Raw genomic sequence first — 22298 nt, 5'->3', positions numbered from 1 at the left:
GGCCGGCGGTATGTGCCACGCAGTCTGATCGGCGGTTATGTCCATGCCCTGTCGCGCAGTATCTCTGCAAAGTCTCGATCGCCGAAATCGTACGGACCCGCTTTGGTCATCTCACCGATCACGACGTCGCTCATGCGAACAAGTCGAGGGCGGTGATCGGCGATCGGCGATTGCACCGGGCCCGACGGATCTGGCCGCCAAGGCGGCGTTAAGCACGTGATCGCGCAGCCTCATCCCGCTACCACCCGCGCTAGGCGTTGAAGGCGGGGTCGGACGCGCGGGAAACCGCGATAGCCGCGTTCCAGCAGCATCTGCACCCACGGTTGCCGCGCCGGCAGCCCGAGCGGGCGGAGCAGCGGGATCGCCCGCCACATCGCTGCGAAGGCCGCCGCGCTTGACAGCATGACACCGTCTTCCCACGCATGGAACCGCGCGAGCAGATCTGCTTGGTAAATCGACACGCGCGGCCACGGAAAGCACACCGCTGCCCGGTTCTGGAAGCAGCACCTGGTCGACCTGCTCCGACGCACTGAATAGGCATTGATGCCACATGACCCATTCCCGGTTACTCTCGCTGGCCTTGCCGCTTCCCGAAAGCAGTCGCTCATTAATGTAGCGGATCGACTGCTTTGGTCGCTTCCGCCCGGCGCTCGGATTGGCCTGTGTCGGGACGTAGCTGTCACTAAAATAGTCGCGTGAGAACGGCGGGATCGGATAAAAGCAGACGCCCTAGGCGTCAGCCTGCAGACGGCAAATGCTCGGATGTAGCCGCCACGGATCGACCTTTAGGGTTCGGCACTGGCATGTTCGCCAATCGTCCGCATGACATGATCTCGGTGATCCTGGCTGAAAATGTGTTCGGCAAGGATTATGTCAGCGCCGTCCGGCGCAGCGGCGGTCTCGCGCACGGCGATGCCAGTCAGCGACCGTATCCTACACCGCGCGGATCACGCACGGCGTGAGCCTCGGGCTCGGCCTAGGCTACAACAATCATCCGACGCCGACCTCCTACACCGAGAGAACCGGTCACGCCCTGACGACGATCGGCAATCTGGTCGTCACCTATTAAGCATCGTGGACAAAGGGTAGCCATAGCTTGATTGAAGCGAGCGTGACGAAGCCGAGGTATGACTCCTTAATTTTTGTCGTATCGGGTGGCAACGCGGCGCCAGTTCTTGAGCTTGCTAAAGGCGCTCGACGAGATTGTGCCAGCGGTATTTGATGCGATCGTGCGGAATGGGGATGCGGCGATTGCTCTTGGTGGGAATGACCGCTTCAACACCCGCCGCGGCAAGCTCCGTGCGGATAGCATCTGCGTCGTAGCCCTTGTCCGCGAGCAGCGCCTCGATGCGGTCGCCGAGCATCCGGAACAACGGGCCAAAGCCCTTCACATCGTTGGTCTGCCCCGGCGTCAAGACGAAGCCGAGCGGTCGTTAGTGTCCGTCGCAGCGGGCGTGGAGTTTTGTAGTGAAGCCGCCGCGCGACCGGCCAAGCCCCTGGGCCGCTTGATCCCCTTTTTAGGTCGACGGCGCAATGATGCGCCCGGACCACCGTGCTGTCGATCATGTCGGCGCCGGTATCGCGCTCCACCATCTCGGCCAGCGTCTCCAGCAGGGCGTCGAACACCAAGGTCTCGACCCAGCGACGGTAGCGCCGGAACACGCTGTTCCACTTGCGGTACTCATCCGGCAGCAAGCGCCACTGCGCCCCTGACCGCGCCATCCACATCATGCCTTCAAAATAGCGCCAGTTGTCGCTCGCGGGCCGACATCCGCGGCCATGTTCGGGTGGAAGCAGCGACCCGATCAGCGCCCATTCTTCGTCCGACACCCCAATACGCTCGCCCAACACCCGCCTCCGAAAGGCAGCCTTGAATCAACCGGCGAGTCTCAGGTCAAGCTTTGTCCACGATGCCTAGCACTACTTTGGCAGATCGGATGTTGGAGGCGGATCGAGCGGCTCATGGCAATGCGGGCAGCGTGTAGGCGGAGGTCTAGCGAAGAGGTTGAGGATAGCCTGCCGCACGGCCGGCATGCTCGGCTGCGGCGGCGGTCCCCCGGAAGGCGTATGCGATCATCGTCATCAAGGCATGTCGGTGTAGCCCTGTCCAGGATCGCCCTTCGAAGTGGTCGAGGCCAAGCTCTTCCTTCAGCTGCTGGTGGGCCTGCTCGCAGATCCACCGCGCCTTGATGGCACCCGCCAGCATCCTGATCGGCGTATTGGCGGGTAGGTTCTATAGATAGTATTTGCGCTCGCCGGTCGAGCGATGCTCCCCCACCAGCCAGACTTCTTCACCCGGCAGATGTTGGTTGCCCATGTCGCGGATGCGCTGGGTCGGACCATCGGCGACGCGAACGCGCACCGCCGCGAAGCGTGCTGTCAGCCGTCCCTTCGTGCCCCGTCGCCAACTGACCGATCTCCATGGCTGCTCGGCCAGCAGTTTCTCGGCGGCCACGGACTTGCTGTCGGGGATGTGGTGCTGCCGCGGGCGACCGTGCCCTGAGACCGGGAAGATCATGGCAACATCGGCCGCGTAAGCCTTCTGACGGTAGGGGATACCGACCGCCCATGAGAGACCTCGCTCGCTCAGCGCCTGACGGAACGGCGCGCTCATGCCGTATCCGGCATCTGCCAGCACACAGCCGAAGCGCACGCCTGCGGCCCGCACCCTGTCGATCTCTTCGATGGCGATCTCCGGCTTGGTCAGGGCGATCAGTCGGTTGGCAGGCACCTTCGCCTTTGCCATGCGCTCCGGATCGCTGGTCCAGCTTTCGGGCAGGAACAAGCGAAGGCCAACCATCACCGGCACCTCGCGTGATGCCAGCGTCACCGAGACCAGCGTCTGACAGTTCGCGTTCTTGCCGAGCGAAGATGCATATTGCGGCGCCACGCCGACGGAGTGTCGGCCCTTCTTCGGCATCGCCGTATCATCGATGACGAGGAACGCGTCGGTGCCACCAACCACCCGGTCGGCCTCCTTCAGCAGCGCGGCTTCGAGCGGAGCGCTGTCCCATATCCCCGCTGCTACGAAATGATGAAGCTGATCGTAGCCGGCTTCGCCGCCCCGGGCGGCCATCGGCTGCACGCTCTTGCGGTCGCCAGGACCAATCAGACCGGCGATGTACTGCGGGCACATCTTGCGCCGCGCTGGGTGTGACAGCCCCGCCAAAAACGGCTCAAGCCATCGCTCCAGATCGGTCCGCCAGCTCTCGTCCACCGCCATCGTCGTACGTCCGTCAGCCTACACTGACAAACAGGAATCAACGACGATTCAAGCTGGTTCCTTCAACCTGCCAAAGTAGTGCTAGCTTTGGAAAAGCAATTGGGACAGGTTGTGGGTACGACGGTACAATCCACGGACGGAGGGCGCGACTTGCCGCCCCGGTTGTCCCGTGAGCGGTTCATCTGCCGGAAAGAAGGGATCGCGACTTCGCGCCCATTCCTTTTCGTCCGGGCGCGGTTATCTCTTTCGCGCGCCCAGATGCTTGTCGAAAAAGCGCCAAATGATATCATAGGTCTCGCGCGCCTCCGGGCTCCCCGCAAAGGCGTTGAACTGGCCGTGGCCGATCCCTTCCAACACCAGCAATTGCGTGTCCACGCCGGCCTGGAGAAGCTGGACGTTGGTGACCAGCGCGTTGCTCATCGCGATATCGCGCGTGCCCGTCACGATCAGCGTCGGCGGGAATTGCGCCAGCACCTGCGGGAACAGACCGGGCGTGACGAGCGGATCGTTCGCATCCACTCCGGCGAGATAGAAACGCGGCGCGCCCTTCTTGGCGTCGTTGGGGTTGGCCTGCGGCGGGATCGCGTTGAGCAGCGAGCCGAGCGCGCCCGAATCGCCGCCGAACCAGAAACCGGGCATCGCGCCCGAACAGAAGATGCCGATCGCGCCGGGCCGCGGCAGGCCCTTCTTCTGTAACCACGCGACCGCCTGCGCGGTCAGCGTGCCGCCAGCCGAGCAACCATAGATCCCGATATTTTCGGAACGATAGGTTTCGAGCAGCTTGCGATAGACCGCCTCGACATCCTCGCTCGCCGCCGGGAACAGATATTCGGGCGACAGACGGTAATCGACCGCGACCACCTTGATCCGCCCACGCGCCGCGAGCGGCACCGATTCCGCCTGGCCGCCGAACTTGGCCCCGGCGCTGAAGCCGCCACCGTGCAGGTTGATCAGCACGCGCGCGGCATTTTCCGGCGCGATGCCGGTCTTCGGCACAACCACGTCGGTGTGGACGCCGTTCATGACGACGGCGGTGATGTCCGACGGCGCCAGCGCGAGCCAGCGGTCGAGCGTCGCTTTCTGCCCCTTGTCGGATGCGGCACGCGCGCTCGCGACGCCGGTTTCCGCCGCCGACGGCGGTGGCCCCTGCTGCAACCTGGCCGCGAATTGCGCGCGGGCATCGGCGCTGAGCAAGTTCGACGGCGGCACGCGCACGCCGTCGGCGTGGATCGTCCCGTCGGCGTCGAGCGTCAGCGTCGCATGCTTCGCTTCCTGAGCCTGCACCGCGCCGCTCGCCAGCCCGGCCAGCAGCGCCAGCCCCATCCATTTTCCGCCGCGCATCGCCTGTCCCCTTGTCCGAACCGGCAGAATGCGCCCGCCCGATCGACCGGCAACGATCGGCGCGGTAAATGGCCGACTGGCGGTCAGTCGGGTTGCCATATCTCGGGTTCGACGTGCAGCTCGGGCTGCGCTTCGTAGCGGCTCGCCGGGCGCGCCAGCCCGAGATGGTCGCGCAACGTCTCGCCGGCATAGTCCGTCCGGAACAGGCCGCGCTGCTGCAGAATCGGCACGACCCCGTCGACGAACGCGTCGAGACTGCCCGGCAGGAACGGCGCGGTGATGACGAACCCGTCGGCCGCGCCATTTTCGAACCAGGTCTGCAGATGATCGGCGACTTGTTCGGGCGTGCCGACCAGGCCCGAGCTGGTGCGCACCGCGGCGATCTTGCGCGCGAGCTCGATGATCGACCGCCCCTCCGCCATCGCCAGCACTTTCGCGCGCGTCGATTTGGACGACTCGGTCTCCAGAATTTCCGGCAACGGGCCGTCCGGGTCGAGACCGTGCAGATCGACCGCGCCGCCGAGCGCCAGTTCCAGCATGCTGATCGCGACGTCGGGATGGATCAGGGCGGCGAGCTCGGCGACGATTTCGTGCGCGCGCGCTTCGGTCTCGGCGACGATCGGCTGGATCGAGGGCAGCAGCTTGCAATCGGCGGGATCGCGGCCGAAGCCCGCCACCTTGGTCTTGAACGCGGCGTAGAAATCCTGCGAGCTTGCCATGTCCGGGTTCGACATGAACACGACATCGGCGCAGCGCGCGGCAAGATCCTGCCCGGCGTCGGACGCACCGGCCTGGACGATGACCGGATGCCCCTGCGGCGACCGCGCCGTGGTCAGCGGACCGGACACCGAGAAGAATTTGCCCTGGTGTGCGAGGCCGTGGAGCTTGTCGGGATCGAAGAATCGGCCGTCGGCTTTGTCGACCAGGAAGGCGTCGTCGTCCCAGCTGTCCCACAGGCCGCGCGCCACATCGACGAATTCCTCGGCGCGGGCATAGCGTTCGGCATGGCCGTAATGCGCCTCGCGCCCGAAATTGCGCGCCTCGTTGCGCGTCGTCGAGGTGACGACGTTCCACCCGGCGCGCCCGTGGCTGATATGATCGAGGCTGGCGAGGCGTCGCGCCGCGGCATAAGGCTCGTTATAGCTGGTCGACAGCGTCGCGATCAGGCCGATCCGGCTGGTCACCATCGACAAAGCCGACAGCAGCACCAGCGGATCCATCCGCGACACGTCGTTGCGACTGTGCACGTCGCGCCCGACCACCGTGCGGAAGCCCTGCGCATCGGAATAGAACACCGCGTCGAACTTCGCCTTCTCCGCCGTCTGGACGACCTGCGTATGGAAGGCGACGTCGTGCATCCGCCCCGGATCGGCGCCCGGATGCCGCCAGCCAGCGACATGCGCGCCGGTGAACATCGGGAACAGCATCAGATGCATCTGGCGCTTGGGCGCCACTGTTGCGGGTTGGTTGGGCGACATCGTCGGTCTCCTGAAAGCGCGTGCTATTGCGTCGGCATGGTCGGGCCGGGCACGAAATACGCGAGCCGGCGCGCGAGATAGCGGTCGTGCCAGTCGAGCAGCGTTCCGCGATATCCCACCGCGAGGGCGGGCGATTGCTGCAGGCGCATCATCACGTCGTCGCCCGCCGCATAGCGCCGCCACGGCGGCGCGCCCGGGCAGGACGGCACACCGACGCGCGCAAACGCGACCCAGCAGGCATGGACATAGCGCGCGACCGCCTCCGCGCGATCGGGCGCCGCGCCCAGCGTCTCGAAGACATAGGGAATCTCGCCGCCATGCGGCGAGGCGCCATAATCGAACTGGTAGAGATAGACCGGCATGTCCGACGCCGCCCGCGCCGCCAGGAAGCGCGCCGGGCCGAGCATGCGCGCGTCGGCGAAGAGGCGATGCGCGAGCTTTTCGTCGTCGTGCTCCCCGCCGTACAACGCGCGCAACTCGGCCACTTCCCGGGCGTTGTACCAATCGAGCACCGACCGGTAGGGCACGAAACCCAGCAGCGAATCCTCGCCGCTATTGGCGCCGATCATGATCGGCACGCGCAGTTGCGCATGCGCGTCATAAACCTTCGCAGCCGGCGCCGGGACCAGCCGCAAGTCGATGATCGGCCCCGGCCCCGCGCCGGCGACCGCGATTGCCGACACCGGCAGCGCGCGCAATTGCGCCACGCTCGCGCTGGCGCCAGCGAGCCCGGCGCGCGTCGCGATCGTCACACCGCGTGCCTCGCGTTGCGCGCGATCCTCCATCGTCAGCCCGGCACCGCCCGACTCGATGATCGCCTTGGCGAACAGCCCCCGCGCACGCTGAAGCGCTGTCAGCAGCAACACCGCGCTACCGCCCGCGCTTTCGCCGAACACCGTGACATTCGACGGATCCCCGCCGAAGCGCGCGATGTTGCGCTGAACCCATTCGAGCGCGGCGATCTGGTCTTCCAGGCCGTAATTGCCGAGCGGTTTTTCGCCGCTGGCAGCGCTCAGCGCGGGATGCGCGAAGAAGCCGAGCCCGCCGAGGCGATAATTGAAGGTAACCAGCACCACGCCGTCGCGTGCGAAGGCGTGGCCTTCGAACAATGGGTCAGAGCCTTCGCCGGTGAGATAGGCACCGCCATAGATCCACACCATCACCGGCGCTTTCTTGGCGGCCCTGGGCACCCAGACGTTGAGCGTGAGGCAATCCTCGCTTTGCTCGGTGCCGCCGCGCGCCAGTCCGATCGCCTGGATGCAGCGCGGCCCGAACGCAGTGGCATTGCGAACCCCGGCCCATGGCGCGGGCCGCGCGGGGGAGGTCCAGCGCAGCGCGCCGACCGGCGGGACGGCGAAAGGGATTCCCTTGAACACCGCGCCCTCGGCGGTGACGACACCCCGAAGCTCGCCGCTGTCGATCGTCGTCACCGGATCGCTCGCCCAGCCCGGTGACAGGGCCGCAGCGGCGAACAGGATTGCGGTCGCGTAAATCGAAAGAGCTTTCAGCATGGCGAAGCCCTCGCGGCGAGGGGTGCCGGCACGTCGGCCAGGAACGCGACGATCGCCGCCGCTTTGTCGCCCACCAGCGGGCCGACCTGCGCGATGCGCGCCTGCGGCACGAGCGCAGCATAGTCGCCGACCTGCGCGACGATCCTCGGCAGTTCGGTCGCGCCGAGCAGGAATTGCGTCGGCGCGCCGATCAGCGGCAAGCGCTGGGTCGCGCGATAGGCGAACGCGGCGCGATACGATTTGTGATAGCTGGTCAGCCCCTTGAGCACCTCCACCGTCGACGCATGGAGTTGCTCCGCCGAAGGCACCGCCCGCGTCATCAAACGGTGCGCCAGGTCGCGCGCATAATGCGGAAAGTGCAGCGCCTGATCGCGCACGAACTGGAACGCCCAGGTGAATTGCCGTCCATAATCGTCGGGCGCCATAGCGGGTGCGTAGTGCGCTGCCAGTTCGGCCCGCATCGCCGGCGAATATTCGATGATCCCGTCCAGCACCAGGCGCGACACGCGCTCGCCATGCGCGGCGGCGACTTCGCAGGCAGTGCGGGCGCCAGTGTGGCTTCCATGGAGATCGACCCGGTCGAGGCCCATTGTCGCCAGCAAGCGCACGAGCGCGTCGGCGAAATAGGCGGTGTCGGGCGCGTCGGGCAGCGGCGGCGCAGAATCGCCGTTGCCGCACGTGTCGGGCGCGATGATGCGCCGGCCATCGACCGCATGGATCGCGCGCATCAGCTCTTCCAGGCCGCGCGACGAGCCGGGCGACGCGTGCAGCATCACCACCGGCGGGACGTCCGCGCGCCCGGCGATATGGCGGACGTGGATCAGCCCTTCCTCGAGCCGGACGAAGCTGCGGTCGATCTCGCTCATTCGGCATCCGCCTCGGCCAGCGCCAGCTTGCGCGGCGCGATCATCGAATGGCCGGCGTCGTGCGGCAGGCGCACGATCCAGCGCAGCGACAGCAACGACAGCGCCGCGACGACCAGGAATGCCTGCGCGATAACCGTCGCATCCAGCGTCGCCGCGCCGGCGAGACGTTGCAGCAGCTGCACCGTCACCACCGAAAGCGCGATGCCGAAGCTCATCGCCAATTGCTGGCTGACGCTGGCGATCGTGCTGGCCGCCGCGAACTCGGCCTTGTCGAGGTCGACATAGCCGATCGCGTTGAGCGCCATCAATTGCAGCGAGCGCAGCAGCCCGGACGCGAACAGCAGCACCAGGATCACGACATGCGGCGTATCCGCGCGGAACGCCGCACACACCGCGATCGACACGGCGATCAGCCAGGTATTGGCCAGCAGGAAACGCCGGAAGCCGAACCAGCGCAATACGCTGTTGATCGCCGGGCGGCTGAGGATCGATCCGATCGCGCCGGCGAAGATCAGCCCGCCCGCCCCGACCGCGTTCAGCCCGAAGCCGATCTGGAACAGCATCGCCAGCAGATAGGGCGACGCGCTGGCCAGCATCCGCGGAAACACCCCGCCGATGCTGGAAATGCGCGCGGTGGCGACTTGCAACGACGCCAAATCGAGCACCGGCTTTGCCGTACGGCGCGCATGAACGACATAGCCGAGCGCACAGGCCGCGCCGCCGACGATGACCAGCATTATCAGCCATGGCGGGAGATCGGCGCGCGTCGTCGCGGCGATGCCGAAGGTGATGCCCGCCAGCGCGGGGACGATCAGCAGCGTCCCCTTCACGTCGAGCGGATGCGCCGCCTCGCTGCGGATTTCCGGCACGAAACGCCACACCAGCGCCATTCCAACGATCGCCACCGGCACGTTGGCGAAGAACAGCCAGCGCCACGAAGCGAGCGTGACGATCAGTCCGCCGATCGGCGGCCCGATCACCGGCCCCAGCATCACCGGCAAGGTCAGCGCTGACATCGCGCGCACGAAATCGGCCTTGTCGACCGAGCGCAGCACGATGATCCGCCCGACCGGCAGCAGCAGCGCGCCCGCAGAGCCCTCCACCACGCGCGCGGCCAGCAACACGGGCAAGCCCGTCGACAGACCGCAGGCGAGCGCGCTCGCGCCGAAACCGCCGACAGCAAGCAGGAACATCGCGCGCGCGCCGAACCGGTCGGCGACCCAGGCGCACAAAGGAAGGATCGCCGTGGCGCCGATCAGATAGGCGGTGACGACGATGTTGAGCGACAGCACCGGCACGCCGAACGCCGCCGCCATGCGCGGCAGCGCGACCGACACCGCGCTGGTGTCGAACGCCTGCATGAAGGCCGCGCAGCCGACCACCGTCGCCGCGATCAGGGATCCGGGGCGTTGCACCGCGTCCGCGCTCATCGGTTCAGGGCCGCGTGCCCGAGACGACGAACCAGGATCGGAACACGCCCTTGCTTTCGCCGCAGAACCCGCCGCCGCCGCGCTGAGGTTGCGAGGTCGCGTCCTGGAAACCGGCCGCCACCTCGGCAAAGCCGGCGGCGCGCAGCATCGCGTCGAAATCGACGCTGATCGCCGCCTTCCACGCCGGCTCGTTATTGTAATCCATCTCGATCTGCCCGCGGATCTTGCCCCACAGATCGAGTTCCTCATAGCGCTGCGGCACTTCGAGATGGACCGCCACGCCGCCCGGGCGCAGCAGCCGCAAGCTCTCGGCGAGAATATTGGCCATCGCCGCTTCGGACGTCTCGTGCATCAGCACGCAGGAGTAAACGAGGTCGAAGCTGCCGTCGGCGAAGCGGGTGTGCTCGGCATCGTCCTGCGCGAAATGGATCGCCACGCCGAGATGTTCGGCGCGCGCATGGGCGTAGCGCAGCATCGACGCGCCGACATCGACCGCATGCAGCTCGGCATCGGGAAAGGCCTGCGCCACCGGCACCGCACTCGCCCCGACGCCGCACCCGAGCTCGAGGATCCGCGCCGGCTCGAAACCCGGATAACGCGCGAAGATATGCGCGGCGACGGTGTGGCCGCGCACGTCGTTCATCTGCCCGCCATTGCGGCCGAGCATGTAAACCGCCCCGCCCTGGTCCATCACCGCGCCCTGCCCGACGCCGCCATCGTCGAGGCCGTAGCCGCCCGGCATGAGGTGCACGTCGCGATCGGCGAGATAGCGCGGTACGACGAAATCGGGCGCGAGCGTCACGCTGCCGCGCGGTGCGGGCAACGCAGCCGTCTCGGCGAGCGCCGCGGATTGCCGCGCGACGCTGGCGCCGACCGCGTCCCACAGCATTTCCTGCGACGTCCGCCGCACGCTCGCCCACGCGCGAAAACCCGATTGGGCGTGCAGGCCGGCATAGACCGTCTCGACTCGCGCATTGTTCTGCGCGCCCGGGTCGAGCGCCGCCGCCGCGGCGCGGTGCACCGGCTCGACCTCCTCGGTCAGCCACACTTTCAGGTCGCGCACGAACAATTGCTCGGCGGTCTCGTCGTGCGTCGCATGCGGTTGCATCGGGTGCGCGGCGGCCATGGCTCAGGCTCCTTCGGACGTTTTCAACGGACGGAAGACACGCGAAATAAGCCGGCGCCGCAGCGTATCGCGCCGCGCGGTCTGCTGCGGCGTGGGCACGAACGCCTCGATCGCCGCGGCATCGAACAGGCCGGCGGCCGCCGCGAGCTGCTCGACCGTGTCGAGCCGCTCGCGCGTGACGGCGAGTTCGGCGGCGAGCGCGGCGATCATCGCCAGCAGCCGGTCTTCCTCGGGCATCTGGCCGGGGATCGGCAGCCGCCGTCTTGCCGGGCCGGTCATGCCGCCACCGCGCGACGCGCGCGCAGCGTCATCGTCTTTTCCTCGAGCGGGTAGAACACCATGATCGCCATGCTGGCGAGCAGGAACAGCGTCGAGAACACCGAATAGCACAAGGTGATGCCCAGCACCGCGCGCGGGCTCTGCACCATCACCGTGCCGGCATGCGCCTGGACATAGCCGAACAGGCCGAGCGCGATGCCGGTCAGCGACGCGCCGATCGCCTGGCCGAGCTTCTCGACCATGATGTAGATGCCGGCGAAGCTGCCCTCGATCCGCAAACCGCTCCGGCGATATTGATATTCGATCGTATCGGGCAGCATCGACTGGCTGATCATCACGATCCCGCCATTGCCGAGCCCGGCGAGCAGCCCGATCGTGATAATCACCGCGGGCGGCGTGCCCGGCCCGAACGGCAGCCAAGACAGCCAGACGAAAGCGGTGAAAACCCCGCCCGCCAGGAACGCCTGCCGCTTGCCGTACCGCCGTGCCGCCCACAGCCAGAAGGGTTGCGCGACCACCGTGCCGATCGTCAGCGTGGCATAAATCGTCGCGAGCCACGCGTCGGACATTTCCAGCCGGCGCTGGACGAAGAAAGCGGCCGAGGCGGTGTGCAGCGCCGCCGCGCTGAGCAGCATCAGCTTGCTCGCCTGCAGCACGACGAACGGCCGGTTCTTCGAGGCCTGGCGCAATTGCTGGAGATAGGGGACGTGCGACGTCGCCTCGACTTCGCGCATCCGCGCTTGCGAGGTCATCAGGAAGCAAGCGAACAGCACCGCGAACAGCAGCAACCCCATCACGATGCCCATCGCGCGATGCCCGACCAACCCGCCGCCGAAATAGGCGATCAAGGCAGCGGTGGCCGATCCGCCGACGAGATTGCCGAGCGAGCCGTTGACGACGCGGAACGACATCAGCTTGGAGCGTTCGTGCGGATCGTCGGTCATTTCCGCCGGCATCGCCATATAGGGCACCGCGAAGATCGCGTAGGAGGTGGCATGCAGGATCAGCAGCCCGGCGAGCATTGCGATGCCCCCCGCCCGGCTCGCCACCACCGGCGCGTTGAAGGCGAGCATGAAGGTCAGCCCGCACGCGAACGCTCCCGCCAGCAGGAACGGCCGCCGCCGTCCGATCCGGCTGCGCGCGCGATCGCTCAGCGCGCCGAAGATCGGGTCGGCCACGCCGTCATAGATTTTGGCGAGCGCGAAGATCGTGCCGGCCAGCGCCGGCGGCATCGCCATGTAATCGGTCATGAAGCGCAGCAGCAGATAGCTGCCGACCATGAACGCGGTTAGCCCGAGCGTGCCGAGCCCCCAGCCGAATTGCAGCGCAAGCGGCAGCCGCGCCGCGGTCGGCGGCGGGAAGAACTGGGACCGGGACGAAGCGATGGACATGGAACGGGCCTTTTGCAGGTCGCAGGGATTAGCACATCGGGGTCGGGCGTGAGCGTGTCAGGCAGCGCGGCCGGACTATCCGCCAGATGGGCAGATTGCGCCGCCACGGCGCGGCTTGCCCGGCGGTGGGTCTAGGCAGATAGCGTATCCAGCTATTCGAGGCCTGCCATGCTGCTCAATCGCGACCGCGCCAATGCCGTTATGGACCGCCACGGGCTCGACGGGCTGGTCGCGGCCTTCCCCGAGAACATCTATTATCTCTCCGATTATTGGGGGCCGATGTTCCTGATGTCGCGCAACTACACGCTCTACGCGCTGCTGCCGCGCGACGAGACCGCGCCCGCCGCGCTCATCATCCCCGGCACCGGCGTCTATCATCTCGAGCACAAGCCGACCTGGATGCCCAATGTCGCGACCTTCATCACGCGCATTCCGCCCAAGGCGATCCCGGCGCGCGACTATGAATTCTCGACCGAGGAAATTGACGAGGGTGGCGACCAGGCGGTGACCGCGGACTCGATCAAGGACGCGCCGCTCACCCCCTACCCGACTCGCCCGGGCGCCGAACTGGGGCCACGCGACCACCAATTGCTCGATCGCTACGCAATGCACCGCGGTGGCGCGCAGACGACGGCAACGCGCGCGCTCGCCGGCGCGATCCGTACCGCGGGACTCGAAAAGGGGCGGCTCGGCTTCGACGATCCGCGCGTGCTCGGCTGGCTCGGCGCGATCGGGCTGGAGGAATTGAGCGGGGTCGACGCGCTCAACGTCTTCAAGGAAATCCGCATGGTGAAGAGCGCGGACGAGATCGAGCTGCTCAAGATCGCCGGGCGGATGAGCGAGACCGCGCTCAACGCGGTGGTCGACCGGATGCACGTCGGCATGCCGCTGGAGGACATCCACCGCATCCACGCGCTCGCCATGGCCGAGCAAGGCGGCCGCTCCGAATGGATCATCGCCAATATTCGCGGCCTGGCGACCGGCGAGATCGAGCCGAACGAGCTGATCAAACTCGATTCGGTCGGGTCATGGCAGCAATATCGTGGCGATGTCGGCCGCTCGGTGTTCTTCGGCGAGCCGACCGCGGAAATGCTCCATCGCTTCACCGCGGTCGATCGCGCGTTGCAGATCGCGTACGAGAACATCCGCCCCGGCAAGACCTTCAAGGAGATCGTCGATCTCACGTTGAAGACCGTCCATGACGAGGGCTTTCCCGGTTTCGTCATCGCCGGCCCGCATTCGGTCGGGCTCGAACATACCGACCATCCGGTGTCGATCGGCGACCAGATGCCAGGCCACCATCCGCTCGCGTTCGAGGAGAATATGGTGTTCACGCTCGACATGCCGTACCATGAATTCGGCTGGGGAACGACGCATGTCGAGGACATGATGATCGTCCGCAAGGACGGCTGCGAGCCGATCACCTCGATGGATACGTCGCTGCGAGTGAAGACGATCTAGGCCGCAAACACCGGCTTGAGCCCCGCGCGCGGCCATTTCAGCGCGACCACGCGGCCGGTGCTCGACAGCGCCACGTACAAGGTCCGCCGGTCGGCGCCACCAAACGCCATCGCGGTCACCACCGGGTCGGGCAGCTTGACCGTTTCGATCACTTCGCCTGCCGGATTGACCGTCAGGATTGCACCCTGCCGCACAGCCGCGAGCAGCAGATTCCCGCTTTCCTCGACCACGATATTGTCGATCGACATGTCGCCACCGAGACTCGCGAAGAGCCGCGTCTTGGGCACGCCGCCGACCATCTTAACTTGCCCCGGCCCGGTCAGCGTATAAGCGAGGATCTGCCGCTTCTCCGACAAAGCGACATACAAGGTGCGCCGATCCGCACCGAGCGCGATGCCGTTGGGGGTGAGTAACGGATAGGCGATCTCGCGCAGCGCGCTGCCGTCGGGCATGCCCCAATAGAGACCGCCGTGATCGCGCGTACGTGCATAGCCCTTGCCGGTGTCGGTGAACCAGAAGCCGCCCCACGCATCGAACACGATGTCGTTGGGCCCCTTCAGCCGATTGTTGCCGACCGCGTCGTACAGCGTGCGGAATGCCCCCGTCTTCAGGTCGACGCGCTGGATCGAGCCGCCGAGATAGGTCGGCGGCACGCCCGCCACCGTCGTGCGACCATCCGCCTCGTGAAACGCGAGGCCGCCGTCATTGGCGATATAGGCCGCGCCGTCGGGCCCGATCGCGCAGCCATTGGGGCCACCGCCGAGCGCGGCGACGGTCGTCACGCGCCCATCGGGCCACGCCCGGCTGAGCTTGCCGCGCGCGATCTCGACGAACAGCACGCTGCCGTCGCGCAACGTCGCCGGCCCCTCGGGGAAACCCAGCCCCGCTGCGACCACGCGAAAGTCCGCGCCATCCGCCGCCGGCAGGCGCACTGGCAGTGCCGCGGCCGCGGCGCCGAGCGCACCGAGGCGGATCATCGTACGACGGTTCATCGGCTTTGCTCCAAACGAAAAATCATGCGGCGTCGCCGTCGAGAAAGGACGCGACTTCCGCGGCGACCCGATCGGGCACCGCCTGTAACATGGCATAGCCCAGGCACGCGATCGGGCGGATCCGGCCATTGGGCAGAAGCGCCAGCGCGCCCGCCCCGTCGCCGTGAATGCCCTCGGGCTGGAGAACTAGGGTCGGCTGCGCAATGCGCGGCAGGGTGTCGGCCAGCGCATAGTCCGCCACCGCCAGTTCGCCCCAGATCGCGTTCGCGCCGCCGCGATAATATTCGTTGAACGCGTCGCAACGCCGCGCGAACGGCACCGGCATCGGCCGCGCCATGGTGCGCTGCCACTCGCGCTGCAGATGCGATCCGTCCGGCTGCGGCGCGACCGGCCAGGCATTGTCGACGAAACCGCAGCGCTGCGCGGCATCAAACAGCGGCGGACCGGCCAGCACGACGCGGCGGACGAGATCGGGCCGCGTGGCCGCCAGCTCCGACGCGATCGCCGCACCGGTGAACAGCCCCATCACGTCGATCCGGGGGTAACCCAGCGCCGCCGCGACCGCTCCGATCCAGCGCGCATAAGCCGGCACGTCGGGCCGCACAGCCGGCCGGAAGGATTCGCCGAAGCCGGGCGTATCCACCGCGACGGCGGTTCGCCCGAACAACGGCAGGATCTCGGCATAGGTCAGGCTCGAGGCCGGGCTCTGGTGCAGGCACAGCAGCGGCACTTGCCCCGCCGAGCCGGCGACCCGGCGCACATGCACTTGCCCGTCGGTCAGATCGACGAAAGCGCGGCGGAGAATTGGCGGAAAGGCGGTCACGCCGCACACGGTGCCCCTGCCCCGGCGCTTGCCCTAGCCGGTGCTGGAATCTGTCCGGCCAGCGACCATTTGCGCGCTTGCTCTGGCGCGCGCGCCGCATCGGCAGAACATCGCCGACGCCATATCAGGAGACGATCATGCTGCTCAACAAAGAACGCGCCTACGCCGTGATGGACCGCGAGGGCCTCGACGGCTTGATCGCGGTGGCGCCGATCAACGTCCGCTATCTGTCGGATTATTTCGGCGCGCTGATGCGGATGAACCGCCTGTTCTACAATTATGCGGTGCTCCCGCGCGATCCGGCGATGCCGGCCGCCCTGATCGTCACCGGGGTCGAGCATCTGCGCTTCTTTCACCGCCCGGAATCGACCTGGATGCCAAGCATCCAGAGCTATGTGCACCCGATCTACCAAGATCGCCGCGATTTCGACCCCGATGTCGAGGATGCCGAGCATATCGAATATGGCATGAAATGGCCGATCCGCTACGACAGCCTGTCGCCGACCGACACCGAATATCTGAAATATATGGAAGGCAATAAGGGCACTGCGTCGGTCAACGCGACCTATGCGCTGAAGAAGGCGCTGGTAGAGGCCGGCCTGTCGGGCGGCGTGGTCGGGTCGGACGATCCGCGCGTCGGCCCCTGGCTTAACGAGATCGGCCTGCCCGATCTCAAGATCCGCGACGCCTATACCACCTTCCGCGATATCCGCATGATCAAGACCCCCGACGAAATCGCGATCATGCGCAACGTCGCTTCGATCAACGAGGAAGCGCTCAACGAGACGATTGCCAACATCCGCGTCGGCATGAAACGCACCGACCTCGAGATCATCTACAATACCGAGCTCGCCAAGCGCGGCGCGCGCGGCATCTACCTGGCGACCGGGCAGAACGGCACCAACCAGAATCTCGGCACCGTGCTGGAGGGTGAATCGATCACCTTCGACGGGCTGTGCGATTATCAGAACTATCTCGGCGATCTCGGCCGCATCGCGGTCTGCGGCGAGCCCAAGCCCGAACTGGTCCGGCGCGCGCACGCGCTCGAGGTCGGCTGCGCGCGCGTGCTCGAAGTGGTCAAGCCCGGCGTCACCGGCAAGGAAGTGTCCGAAGCGGTGATCGACGCGGTGCGCGGCGCCGGGTTCGAAGGCTTCTTCTTCGCCACGCCGCACTCGATCGGGCTCGAACATTCCGACCACAAGATCCCGGTCGGCCCGGTGCTGCCGGGCGGCAATGGCGAATTCGTGTTCGAGGAGAACATGATCTTCTCGCTCGACATGCCCTATTACGAAATCGGCTGGGGCAATCTGCACGTCGAGGACCAGATCCTGGTCACCAAGGACGGCGTCGAGCCGCTGACGAGCTGCGACGTGTCGCTCCGGATCTTGCCGGGCGCATGATCATCCGGTCCTCGGCGCGAGCCGGGGACCATCGCCCTTACCGCGGCAGCGCGAGCGTGTAATCGGCCAGCGCGTCGGCCCATTCCTTCGGGTCCTGGTAATCCGCAGTCATTCCGGCCCAGCTGATCTCCTTCAGCGTGAACGCCGGATGATCCCGCTTGGCCTCCAGCGACACGTTGAGAAGCTGGTCGCCCGGATAGGTCAGCAGCAGCACCGGCCCGGTCAGCCGTGCGAGCGCGGGCCGCAGCGGATAGCTGAAGATCGCCTGATGGCCCCACAGATAATGCGGCCCGGCCTGGAAGAATTGCAGGATGCCGGTCTGGATCGCCTCGTCGGACAGACCGCCATTCTTCTTCGCCAGCGCCGCAATCTCGTTCCAGCGCGCCACCAGGGTCGCGCCGCCGGGCCGCGCCGTCCGGTCGAATTCGGGCTCGGCCAGCGCTTCCTTCTGCGCCTCGCCCTCGAACACCGGCGGACCGTCCAGCACGACTGCCGCGGTGCGCGTCGGGTGCCGCAAGGCAAAGGCGGTGACCAGGGTCGCGCCGGTATTCGCGCCGACCATCACCGCCTTGCGAGCCTTGAAATGGTCCAGGATCGGCAGCAGGTCGTCGGCATAGTCTTCGGCACTGGGTTGCGCCGCGGGGGAATCGGACAGGCCATAGCCCGGCAGATCGACCGCGATCGAACGGATGCCGCGCGCCGCGAGCCACGGCTGCGCCTTCGAAAATTCGATCGAGGACCACACCATCTTGTGCACCAGCACCACGGTCGGTCCGTTCGCCGGGCCGGCCACGCGGACGTGCACCTGCCCCCAGCGGCCATCGACATAAGCGCGGTAGCTGGTCGCCTCCGGGCGCGTGCCGGGGCTGGCGTCTCCCGCTGCGGACAGTGTCGCCAGGCCAAGGGCAATCGCAATCGTCACAACACGCATCGGGGACTCCTTTTTTTATTATCGGGCCTGCAGTAATTGCGTCCGCCGCAGCATCTTGTCGTCGAGCGGATAGGCCAGCATCAGCAGCCAGCTCAGCAGGATCAGGCTGGCCGGAATGAGCGAGGCCCCGCCGTACAGCGCGAGCATCGCCGAATGCGGCTGGACCACCAATTTGCCCTGCAAGCTCGGCAGGAAGCCCGATGCCGACAGGATGACGCCGATGATGCCGGCACCGAGCGCATAGCCCAGCTTCTCGACGATCGAATAGACGCTGGAGAACACGCCCTCGCGCCGCAACCCGGTGCGCAGCCGGTCATATTCCATCACGTCGGGCAGCATCGCGACGCTCAGCAGCGTCGTGCCCGCCGCTGCCACGCCATTGGCGGCGCCGCGAAGCAAGATGCCGGTCATGGTGATGTTCACGTCGGTGAAGAACCAGCTGACATAGACGACCCCGAGCATGGCGGTGGCGAGCAGATAGGCCGGTCGCTTGCCGATCCGCCGGCCGAGCGCGACCCAGAGCGGGATCGCCACGACCGCGACGACATTCTGTATCAGCGTCAGATTGACCAGACCGGCATAGCCGACCTTCACGACATTGAGCAGGAACAGCACCTTGGTCGTGCTGATCATCGCGATCGCGACATATTGCGACAGCTTGATCGCCATCAGCAGGACGAACGGCCGGTTCGAGGTCAGCGTCGAGACAAGTTCGCGGCGCGAGATGCGCGCCTTGGGCGTGGCCGGCATCATCCGCGCGTTGCGCGTGCCGAAGAAGCTGATCATCATCGTACCGCTGAGCAGCACGCCGGCGACCACGCCCATCACCGCATAGCCGAGCGACCCGCCGCCGAACCAGCCGATCAGCGCCGCCGCCCCGGCCGAGGCGGCGAGCTGCCCGACGCTGATGAAGAAGGTGCGGAACGACAGCAGTCGCGTGCGCTCGTGATAGCCGTCGGTCATCTCCCCGGCCATCGCCATATAGGGCACCGAGAAGAGCGAATAGCCGGTCGAATAGACGACCAGCGCAAGGCCCATCCACAGCGCGAGCGGCGTACCGGTCAGTTTGGGCGGAATGAAGATCATCAGGAACGAAATGCCCGAGACCGCGGCGCCGAACAGCAGATAGGGGCGCCGCCGGCCGATCCGAGTGCGGGTGCGGTCGCTCGCCGCGCCGATCGCGACGTCGGCGCCGATGTCGTACAGCTTGGAAAAGGTCAGCAACAAGCCGGCGACCGCGGCGGATTGCCCAAGCACGGTCGTCATCATCGCCGGAAACAGCACGGTCACCACGTTCAGCAGGATCGCGATGCCGAACGATCCGATGCCGAACCCCACGCATAACGGCAGCGGCAGCCGACTCTCCGGCGACGAGGGCGGCAACACCTTGGCTTCTGCGGTCAGCGCTACGCTCATCATGATCTCCACCGGCGCGGGAAGGGTATCACAGCTCGACTTCGCACCTACGGACGCTGCCCCACTATCCACCGCTCGGATAGAATGGTGCGCGTGGCCGATCCGCTCGAAAAAATTGCCCCCGTATCCTGACGATACGAGGGCAGTGGCATTCAGTTCGTCGGTCGCGTCGCGATCAGTATTTGAAGCCGACGCGCACCCCGACCGCGCGGCGCTCGGGCGGCGCGAGGACGATCAGGCTGGACCCCTGTGCCGCGCTGGCATTGGGGTTCGTGTTGCGCAAGATGTTGGTCGGCGTCTTGTCGTCGCTCAGGTTGCGGACGAACAGTTCGACCGAATAGACGCTGTTATGCGCGCCGACCGCGAGGTGGAAAACGTCCGACGGCGCGGTGTAGGCGACGTTGGCTGCGGTCTCGTATTGCTTGCCGGTGAAGAGATACTGCCCGCGCGCATAGCCGGTCCACGCGTCGTTGATCGGCGTCTCGTAGGTCGCGTTGAGGCTGAACGTATGCTGTGGATAGCGCTCCATCGAATTGCCGACCGGGTTGAGTACGCCGGTGATCGCGAGGCATTCGGTGCAGCTGGTGTACAAGATCTTGGTGTGCGCCCAGTCATAGGTGGCATCCAGCGACAGGTGCGAATTGACTCGCGCCGTCGCCTGCAATTCGACGCCCCACAGATCGGTGCTGCCGGCCGGCAGGATGAACGTGTTGGTCTGGGTAGTGGTGCCGACCGAATAGGCGATGTTCTGGCTGATCTGGCGCCCGCGCCACTGGCTGAAATAGGCCGCCGCGAGGAGCGTGATCCGGCGATTGAAGAAATTGCCTTTTAGGCCGCCTTCGTAGCTGGTCAGCTTTTCTTCGGGAACGTTGAGCGGCACCGGGAACTGTGCGAGGATCTGTTGCTTCGCACTGGCGCTCACCGTCGTCAGGCCGCCGTTGAAGGTGCCGGGACGCCGCCCTTCCGAATAAGACGCGTAGAGATTGAGGTTCCGGCGCACGTCGTAGCTCAGGATGACGCGCGGCGTGAAGGACTTGAAGGTGTTGTCGAGATGCGTGTTCGAGAAATCGATATCCTGGCGCACCTTGTCCCATTGATAGCGCCCCTCGGCGCTGATCGAGAGCCCGCTGACGATATCGTAGTTGATCGACCCGAACAGGCCGAGCGTGTTGGCGCGGCCGACGGTGTAGCGGCTGAGCTCGGCGATCGGCGTGACGTTGGTCGGACGATAGGCGCGGCCGACGAAGGTGTTGCTCGAATAGAGGTAGTTGACGCCGGCCAGGAAGCTGAAACCGCTCATCTTGGGCGATTGCAGGCGGACTTCGGCCGAGGTGTTGCGGTCGTTGTTCGGAATGAACACGGTCGACGAATAACCGGTGCCATCATTGCCGCGATTGTAGGTGTCGGTGATCGCACCCCATTCGTTGTGGCTCTTGCCGAACGCGCCCGACAGCGTGTAGCCGCCGAGCGCCCAGTCGATCAGCAAATTGGCCTGGTAGGCGCGGCGTTCGAGCCCGAGATGGTCGATCAGGTCCTGCGAGACCGCCGACTGTCCCTGCGCCAGCTGGAGCGCGGCGAGCGGCGGGGTGTTGTTCTGCGACAGGCGGTTGGCCGGCACGCTGCCGATACGGCCGCAGACATAGTTGAGGCCGTTCACTTGCCGCCCGCTGCCGCCCAGGTTGCAATTGTAATCCGCCTCGGTCAGCGCCGCCTGCGCCGACGGGCCGTCACTGTCCTTCCACGCCGCATAATACCCGCGGATCTTGAGATTGTCGGTCGGCTTGGCGAGGAACGAGGCCGAGATCGACTTGGTCTGCTCGTCGCCGAGCCGCCCGGTGCCGTTGTAATTCTCATACTCGCCCTTCTTGTCGTAGAGGCGGCCGGACACGCGGATCGCGAGTTTGTCCTTGATGATCGGGATCTCGACCGCACCGTTGATCTCGGCCTTGTCGCGCGAGGTGTAGGAGGCGCTGCCCGACGACGACAATTCGGTCAGCGACGGCTGCTTGGTGATGAAATTGATCGCACCCGCGAAGGTCGCGCGTCCGAAATAGGCGCTTTGCGGGCCGTTAACGACCTCAACACGCTCGACGTTGTTCAGCCCCGGGATCGACCCGGTCGGGATCGCCACGCCGTCGACGAACACCGTGACCGGCACCGACATACCGCGGATGGTGAAGTTCACGAACCCGCGATCGTTCCGGTTCGCGCCCGTATTTTGGTAGCGCAGGCCGGGCACGTTGCCGTTGAGACTGTTGAGATCGGTGATGTTGCGGTTGGCGAGCGTCGCGCCGCTGATCGCGGTGATCGCGATCGGCACGTCGATGATGCTTTCCCCGCGCTTGCGGGCGGTGACGACGATATCGCCGTTCACTGCCGGTTCGGCCGGCGCGACGACCGGGTCGGGGGCGACGACCGGGTCCGGCGCGGACGCCGCGACGGCAACGGGTGCGGTCGGATCGGCGGCGAGCGCCTTGGCCGAAACCGGGCTGACGGACATCGTGACCGCTGCCGCCAGCGCGAGGCTGGACGAAACGGTCTTGAGAGCGAGCAGGCGCGCGTCTGTCATAAAATTTTCCCTTTTCGACGATATCGCCCCAGCGGTCGGTCTATGCCGGTGGTCCGGTCTG

17 protein-coding genes and 3 pseudogenes are annotated in these 22298 nt (G+C 66.3%); 3 read left to right on the top strand and 17 right to left on the bottom strand.

The window, feature by feature from the left end; all coding sequences use genetic code 11:
- Positions 1–230 precede the first annotated feature (230 nt).
- Positions 231–482 carry a DCC1-like thiol-disulfide oxidoreductase family protein gene (locus E2E30_RS20985; RefSeq protein WP_443018379.1) on the bottom strand — a complete coding sequence of 84 codons (252 nt, stop codon included), beginning with the start codon at positions 480–482 and terminating at the stop codon, positions 231–233.
- Between the two features lie 321 nt (positions 483–803).
- Between E2E30_RS20985 and E2E30_RS20705 the strand changes: the two genes are divergently transcribed.
- Positions 804–962, top strand: a complete 159-nt coding sequence (locus tag E2E30_RS20705; protein WP_165954459.1) for a hypothetical protein — start codon at positions 804–806, stop codon at positions 960–962.
- A gap of 222 nt (positions 963–1184) precedes the next feature.
- Here E2E30_RS20705 and E2E30_RS20980 read toward each other — a convergent pair.
- The 11 genes and pseudogenes from E2E30_RS20980 to E2E30_RS04695 form a co-directional block, all read right to left on the bottom strand.
- A pseudogene (locus E2E30_RS20980) lies at positions 1185–1418 on the bottom strand (transposase); the annotation flags it as partial.
- 205 nt (positions 1419–1623) lie between these two features.
- Positions 1624–1830 (bottom strand): annotated as a pseudogene (locus E2E30_RS21215) (transposase); the annotation flags it as partial.
- Between the two features lie 163 nt (positions 1831–1993).
- A pseudogene (locus E2E30_RS04735) lies at positions 1994–3223 on the bottom strand (IS701 family transposase).
- 237 nt (positions 3224–3460) lie between these two features.
- On the bottom strand, positions 3461–4564 hold the full coding sequence (locus tag E2E30_RS04730; RefSeq protein WP_165954457.1) for an alpha/beta hydrolase fold domain-containing protein: 1104 nt from the start codon (positions 4562–4564) through the stop codon (positions 3461–3463).
- Between the two features lie 83 nt (positions 4565–4647).
- Positions 4648–6042 carry an LLM class flavin-dependent oxidoreductase gene (locus E2E30_RS04725; RefSeq protein WP_133187691.1) on the bottom strand — a complete coding sequence of 465 codons (1395 nt, stop codon included), beginning with the start codon at positions 6040–6042 and terminating at the stop codon, positions 4648–4650.
- Positions 6043–6065: 23 nt separating this feature from the next.
- On the bottom strand, positions 6066–7553 hold the full coding sequence (locus E2E30_RS04720) for a carboxylesterase/lipase family protein (RefSeq protein WP_133187689.1): 1488 nt from the start codon (positions 7551–7553) through the stop codon (positions 6066–6068).
- A complete protein-coding gene (locus E2E30_RS04715) occupies positions 7547–8419 on the bottom strand; it encodes an alpha/beta fold hydrolase (RefSeq protein WP_133187687.1) in 873 nt (290 codons plus the stop codon). The genes E2E30_RS04720 and E2E30_RS04715 overlap by 7 nt, the downstream gene beginning before the upstream one ends.
- Positions 8416–9849 (bottom strand): MFS transporter, encoded by a 1434-nt coding sequence (locus E2E30_RS04710; protein ID WP_133187685.1) that lies wholly within the window; start codon positions 9847–9849, stop codon positions 8416–8418. Before E2E30_RS04710 ends, E2E30_RS04715 begins: the two co-directional genes overlap by 4 nt.
- 4 nt (positions 9850–9853) lie before the next feature.
- Positions 9854–10975, bottom strand: a complete 1122-nt coding sequence (locus E2E30_RS04705; protein WP_133187683.1) for a class I SAM-dependent methyltransferase — start codon at positions 10973–10975, stop codon at positions 9854–9856.
- Between the two features lie 3 nt (positions 10976–10978).
- Positions 10979–11254, bottom strand: a complete 276-nt coding sequence (locus E2E30_RS04700; protein WP_133187681.1) for a hypothetical protein — start codon at positions 11252–11254, stop codon at positions 10979–10981.
- Positions 11251–12645 (bottom strand): MFS transporter, encoded by a 1395-nt coding sequence (locus E2E30_RS04695; protein ID WP_133187679.1) that lies wholly within the window; start codon positions 12643–12645, stop codon positions 11251–11253. Before E2E30_RS04695 ends, E2E30_RS04700 begins: the two co-directional genes overlap by 4 nt.
- Before the next feature lie 168 nt (positions 12646–12813).
- On the opposite strand from E2E30_RS04695, the gene E2E30_RS04690 reads away from it, so the two are divergent.
- Positions 12814–14106 (top strand): M24 family metallopeptidase, encoded by a 1293-nt coding sequence (locus E2E30_RS04690; RefSeq protein ID WP_133187677.1) that lies wholly within the window; start codon positions 12814–12816, stop codon positions 14104–14106.
- Here E2E30_RS04690 and E2E30_RS04685 read toward each other — a convergent pair.
- Both E2E30_RS04685 and E2E30_RS04680 read right to left on the bottom strand, forming a co-directional pair.
- Complete coding sequence (locus tag E2E30_RS04685; protein ID WP_206365642.1) at positions 14103–15098, bottom strand: SMP-30/gluconolactonase/LRE family protein; 996 nt, start codon at positions 15096–15098, stop codon at positions 14103–14105. The two genes, E2E30_RS04690 and E2E30_RS04685, sit on opposite strands and share 4 nt — an antisense overlap.
- Positions 15099–15120: 22 nt before the next feature.
- On the bottom strand, positions 15121–15921 hold the full coding sequence (locus tag E2E30_RS04680) for an alpha/beta fold hydrolase (protein WP_165954456.1): 801 nt from the start codon (positions 15919–15921) through the stop codon (positions 15121–15123).
- A 137-nt stretch (positions 15922–16058) separates the two neighbouring features.
- Here E2E30_RS04680 and E2E30_RS04675 point away from each other — a divergent pair, with 137 nt between their 5' ends.
- Positions 16059–17321, top strand: a complete 1263-nt coding sequence (locus E2E30_RS04675; protein ID WP_133187673.1) for a M24 family metallopeptidase — start codon at positions 16059–16061, stop codon at positions 17319–17321.
- A 37-nt stretch (positions 17322–17358) separates the two neighbouring features.
- Here E2E30_RS04675 and E2E30_RS04670 read toward each other — a convergent pair whose 3' ends face one another.
- The 3 genes from E2E30_RS04670 to E2E30_RS04660 form a co-directional block, all read right to left on the bottom strand.
- Positions 17359–18252, bottom strand: coding sequence for an alpha/beta fold hydrolase (locus tag E2E30_RS04670; RefSeq protein ID WP_133187671.1), 894 nt, complete (start codon positions 18250–18252; stop codon positions 17359–17361).
- Between the two features lie 18 nt (positions 18253–18270).
- A complete protein-coding gene (locus E2E30_RS04665; RefSeq protein ID WP_165954455.1) occupies positions 18271–19668 on the bottom strand; it encodes an MFS transporter in 1398 nt (465 codons plus the stop codon).
- 175 nt (positions 19669–19843) lie between these two features.
- The gene (locus tag E2E30_RS04660; protein WP_133187667.1) at positions 19844–22237 is read right to left on the bottom strand and encodes a TonB-dependent receptor; all 2394 of its coding nucleotides are present in this window, start codon (positions 22235–22237) and stop codon (positions 19844–19846) included.
- Between the last annotated feature and the right edge of the window lie 61 nt (positions 22238–22298).

It is taken from the genome of Sphingomonas sp. AAP5, assembly GCF_004354345.1.
Classification (GTDB): domain Bacteria; phylum Pseudomonadota; class Alphaproteobacteria; order Sphingomonadales; family Sphingomonadaceae; genus Sphingomonas; species Sphingomonas glacialis.
The sequence above is the reverse complement of the archived record's forward strand: the minus strand, read 5'-3'. Positions and strand labels throughout refer to the sequence as shown.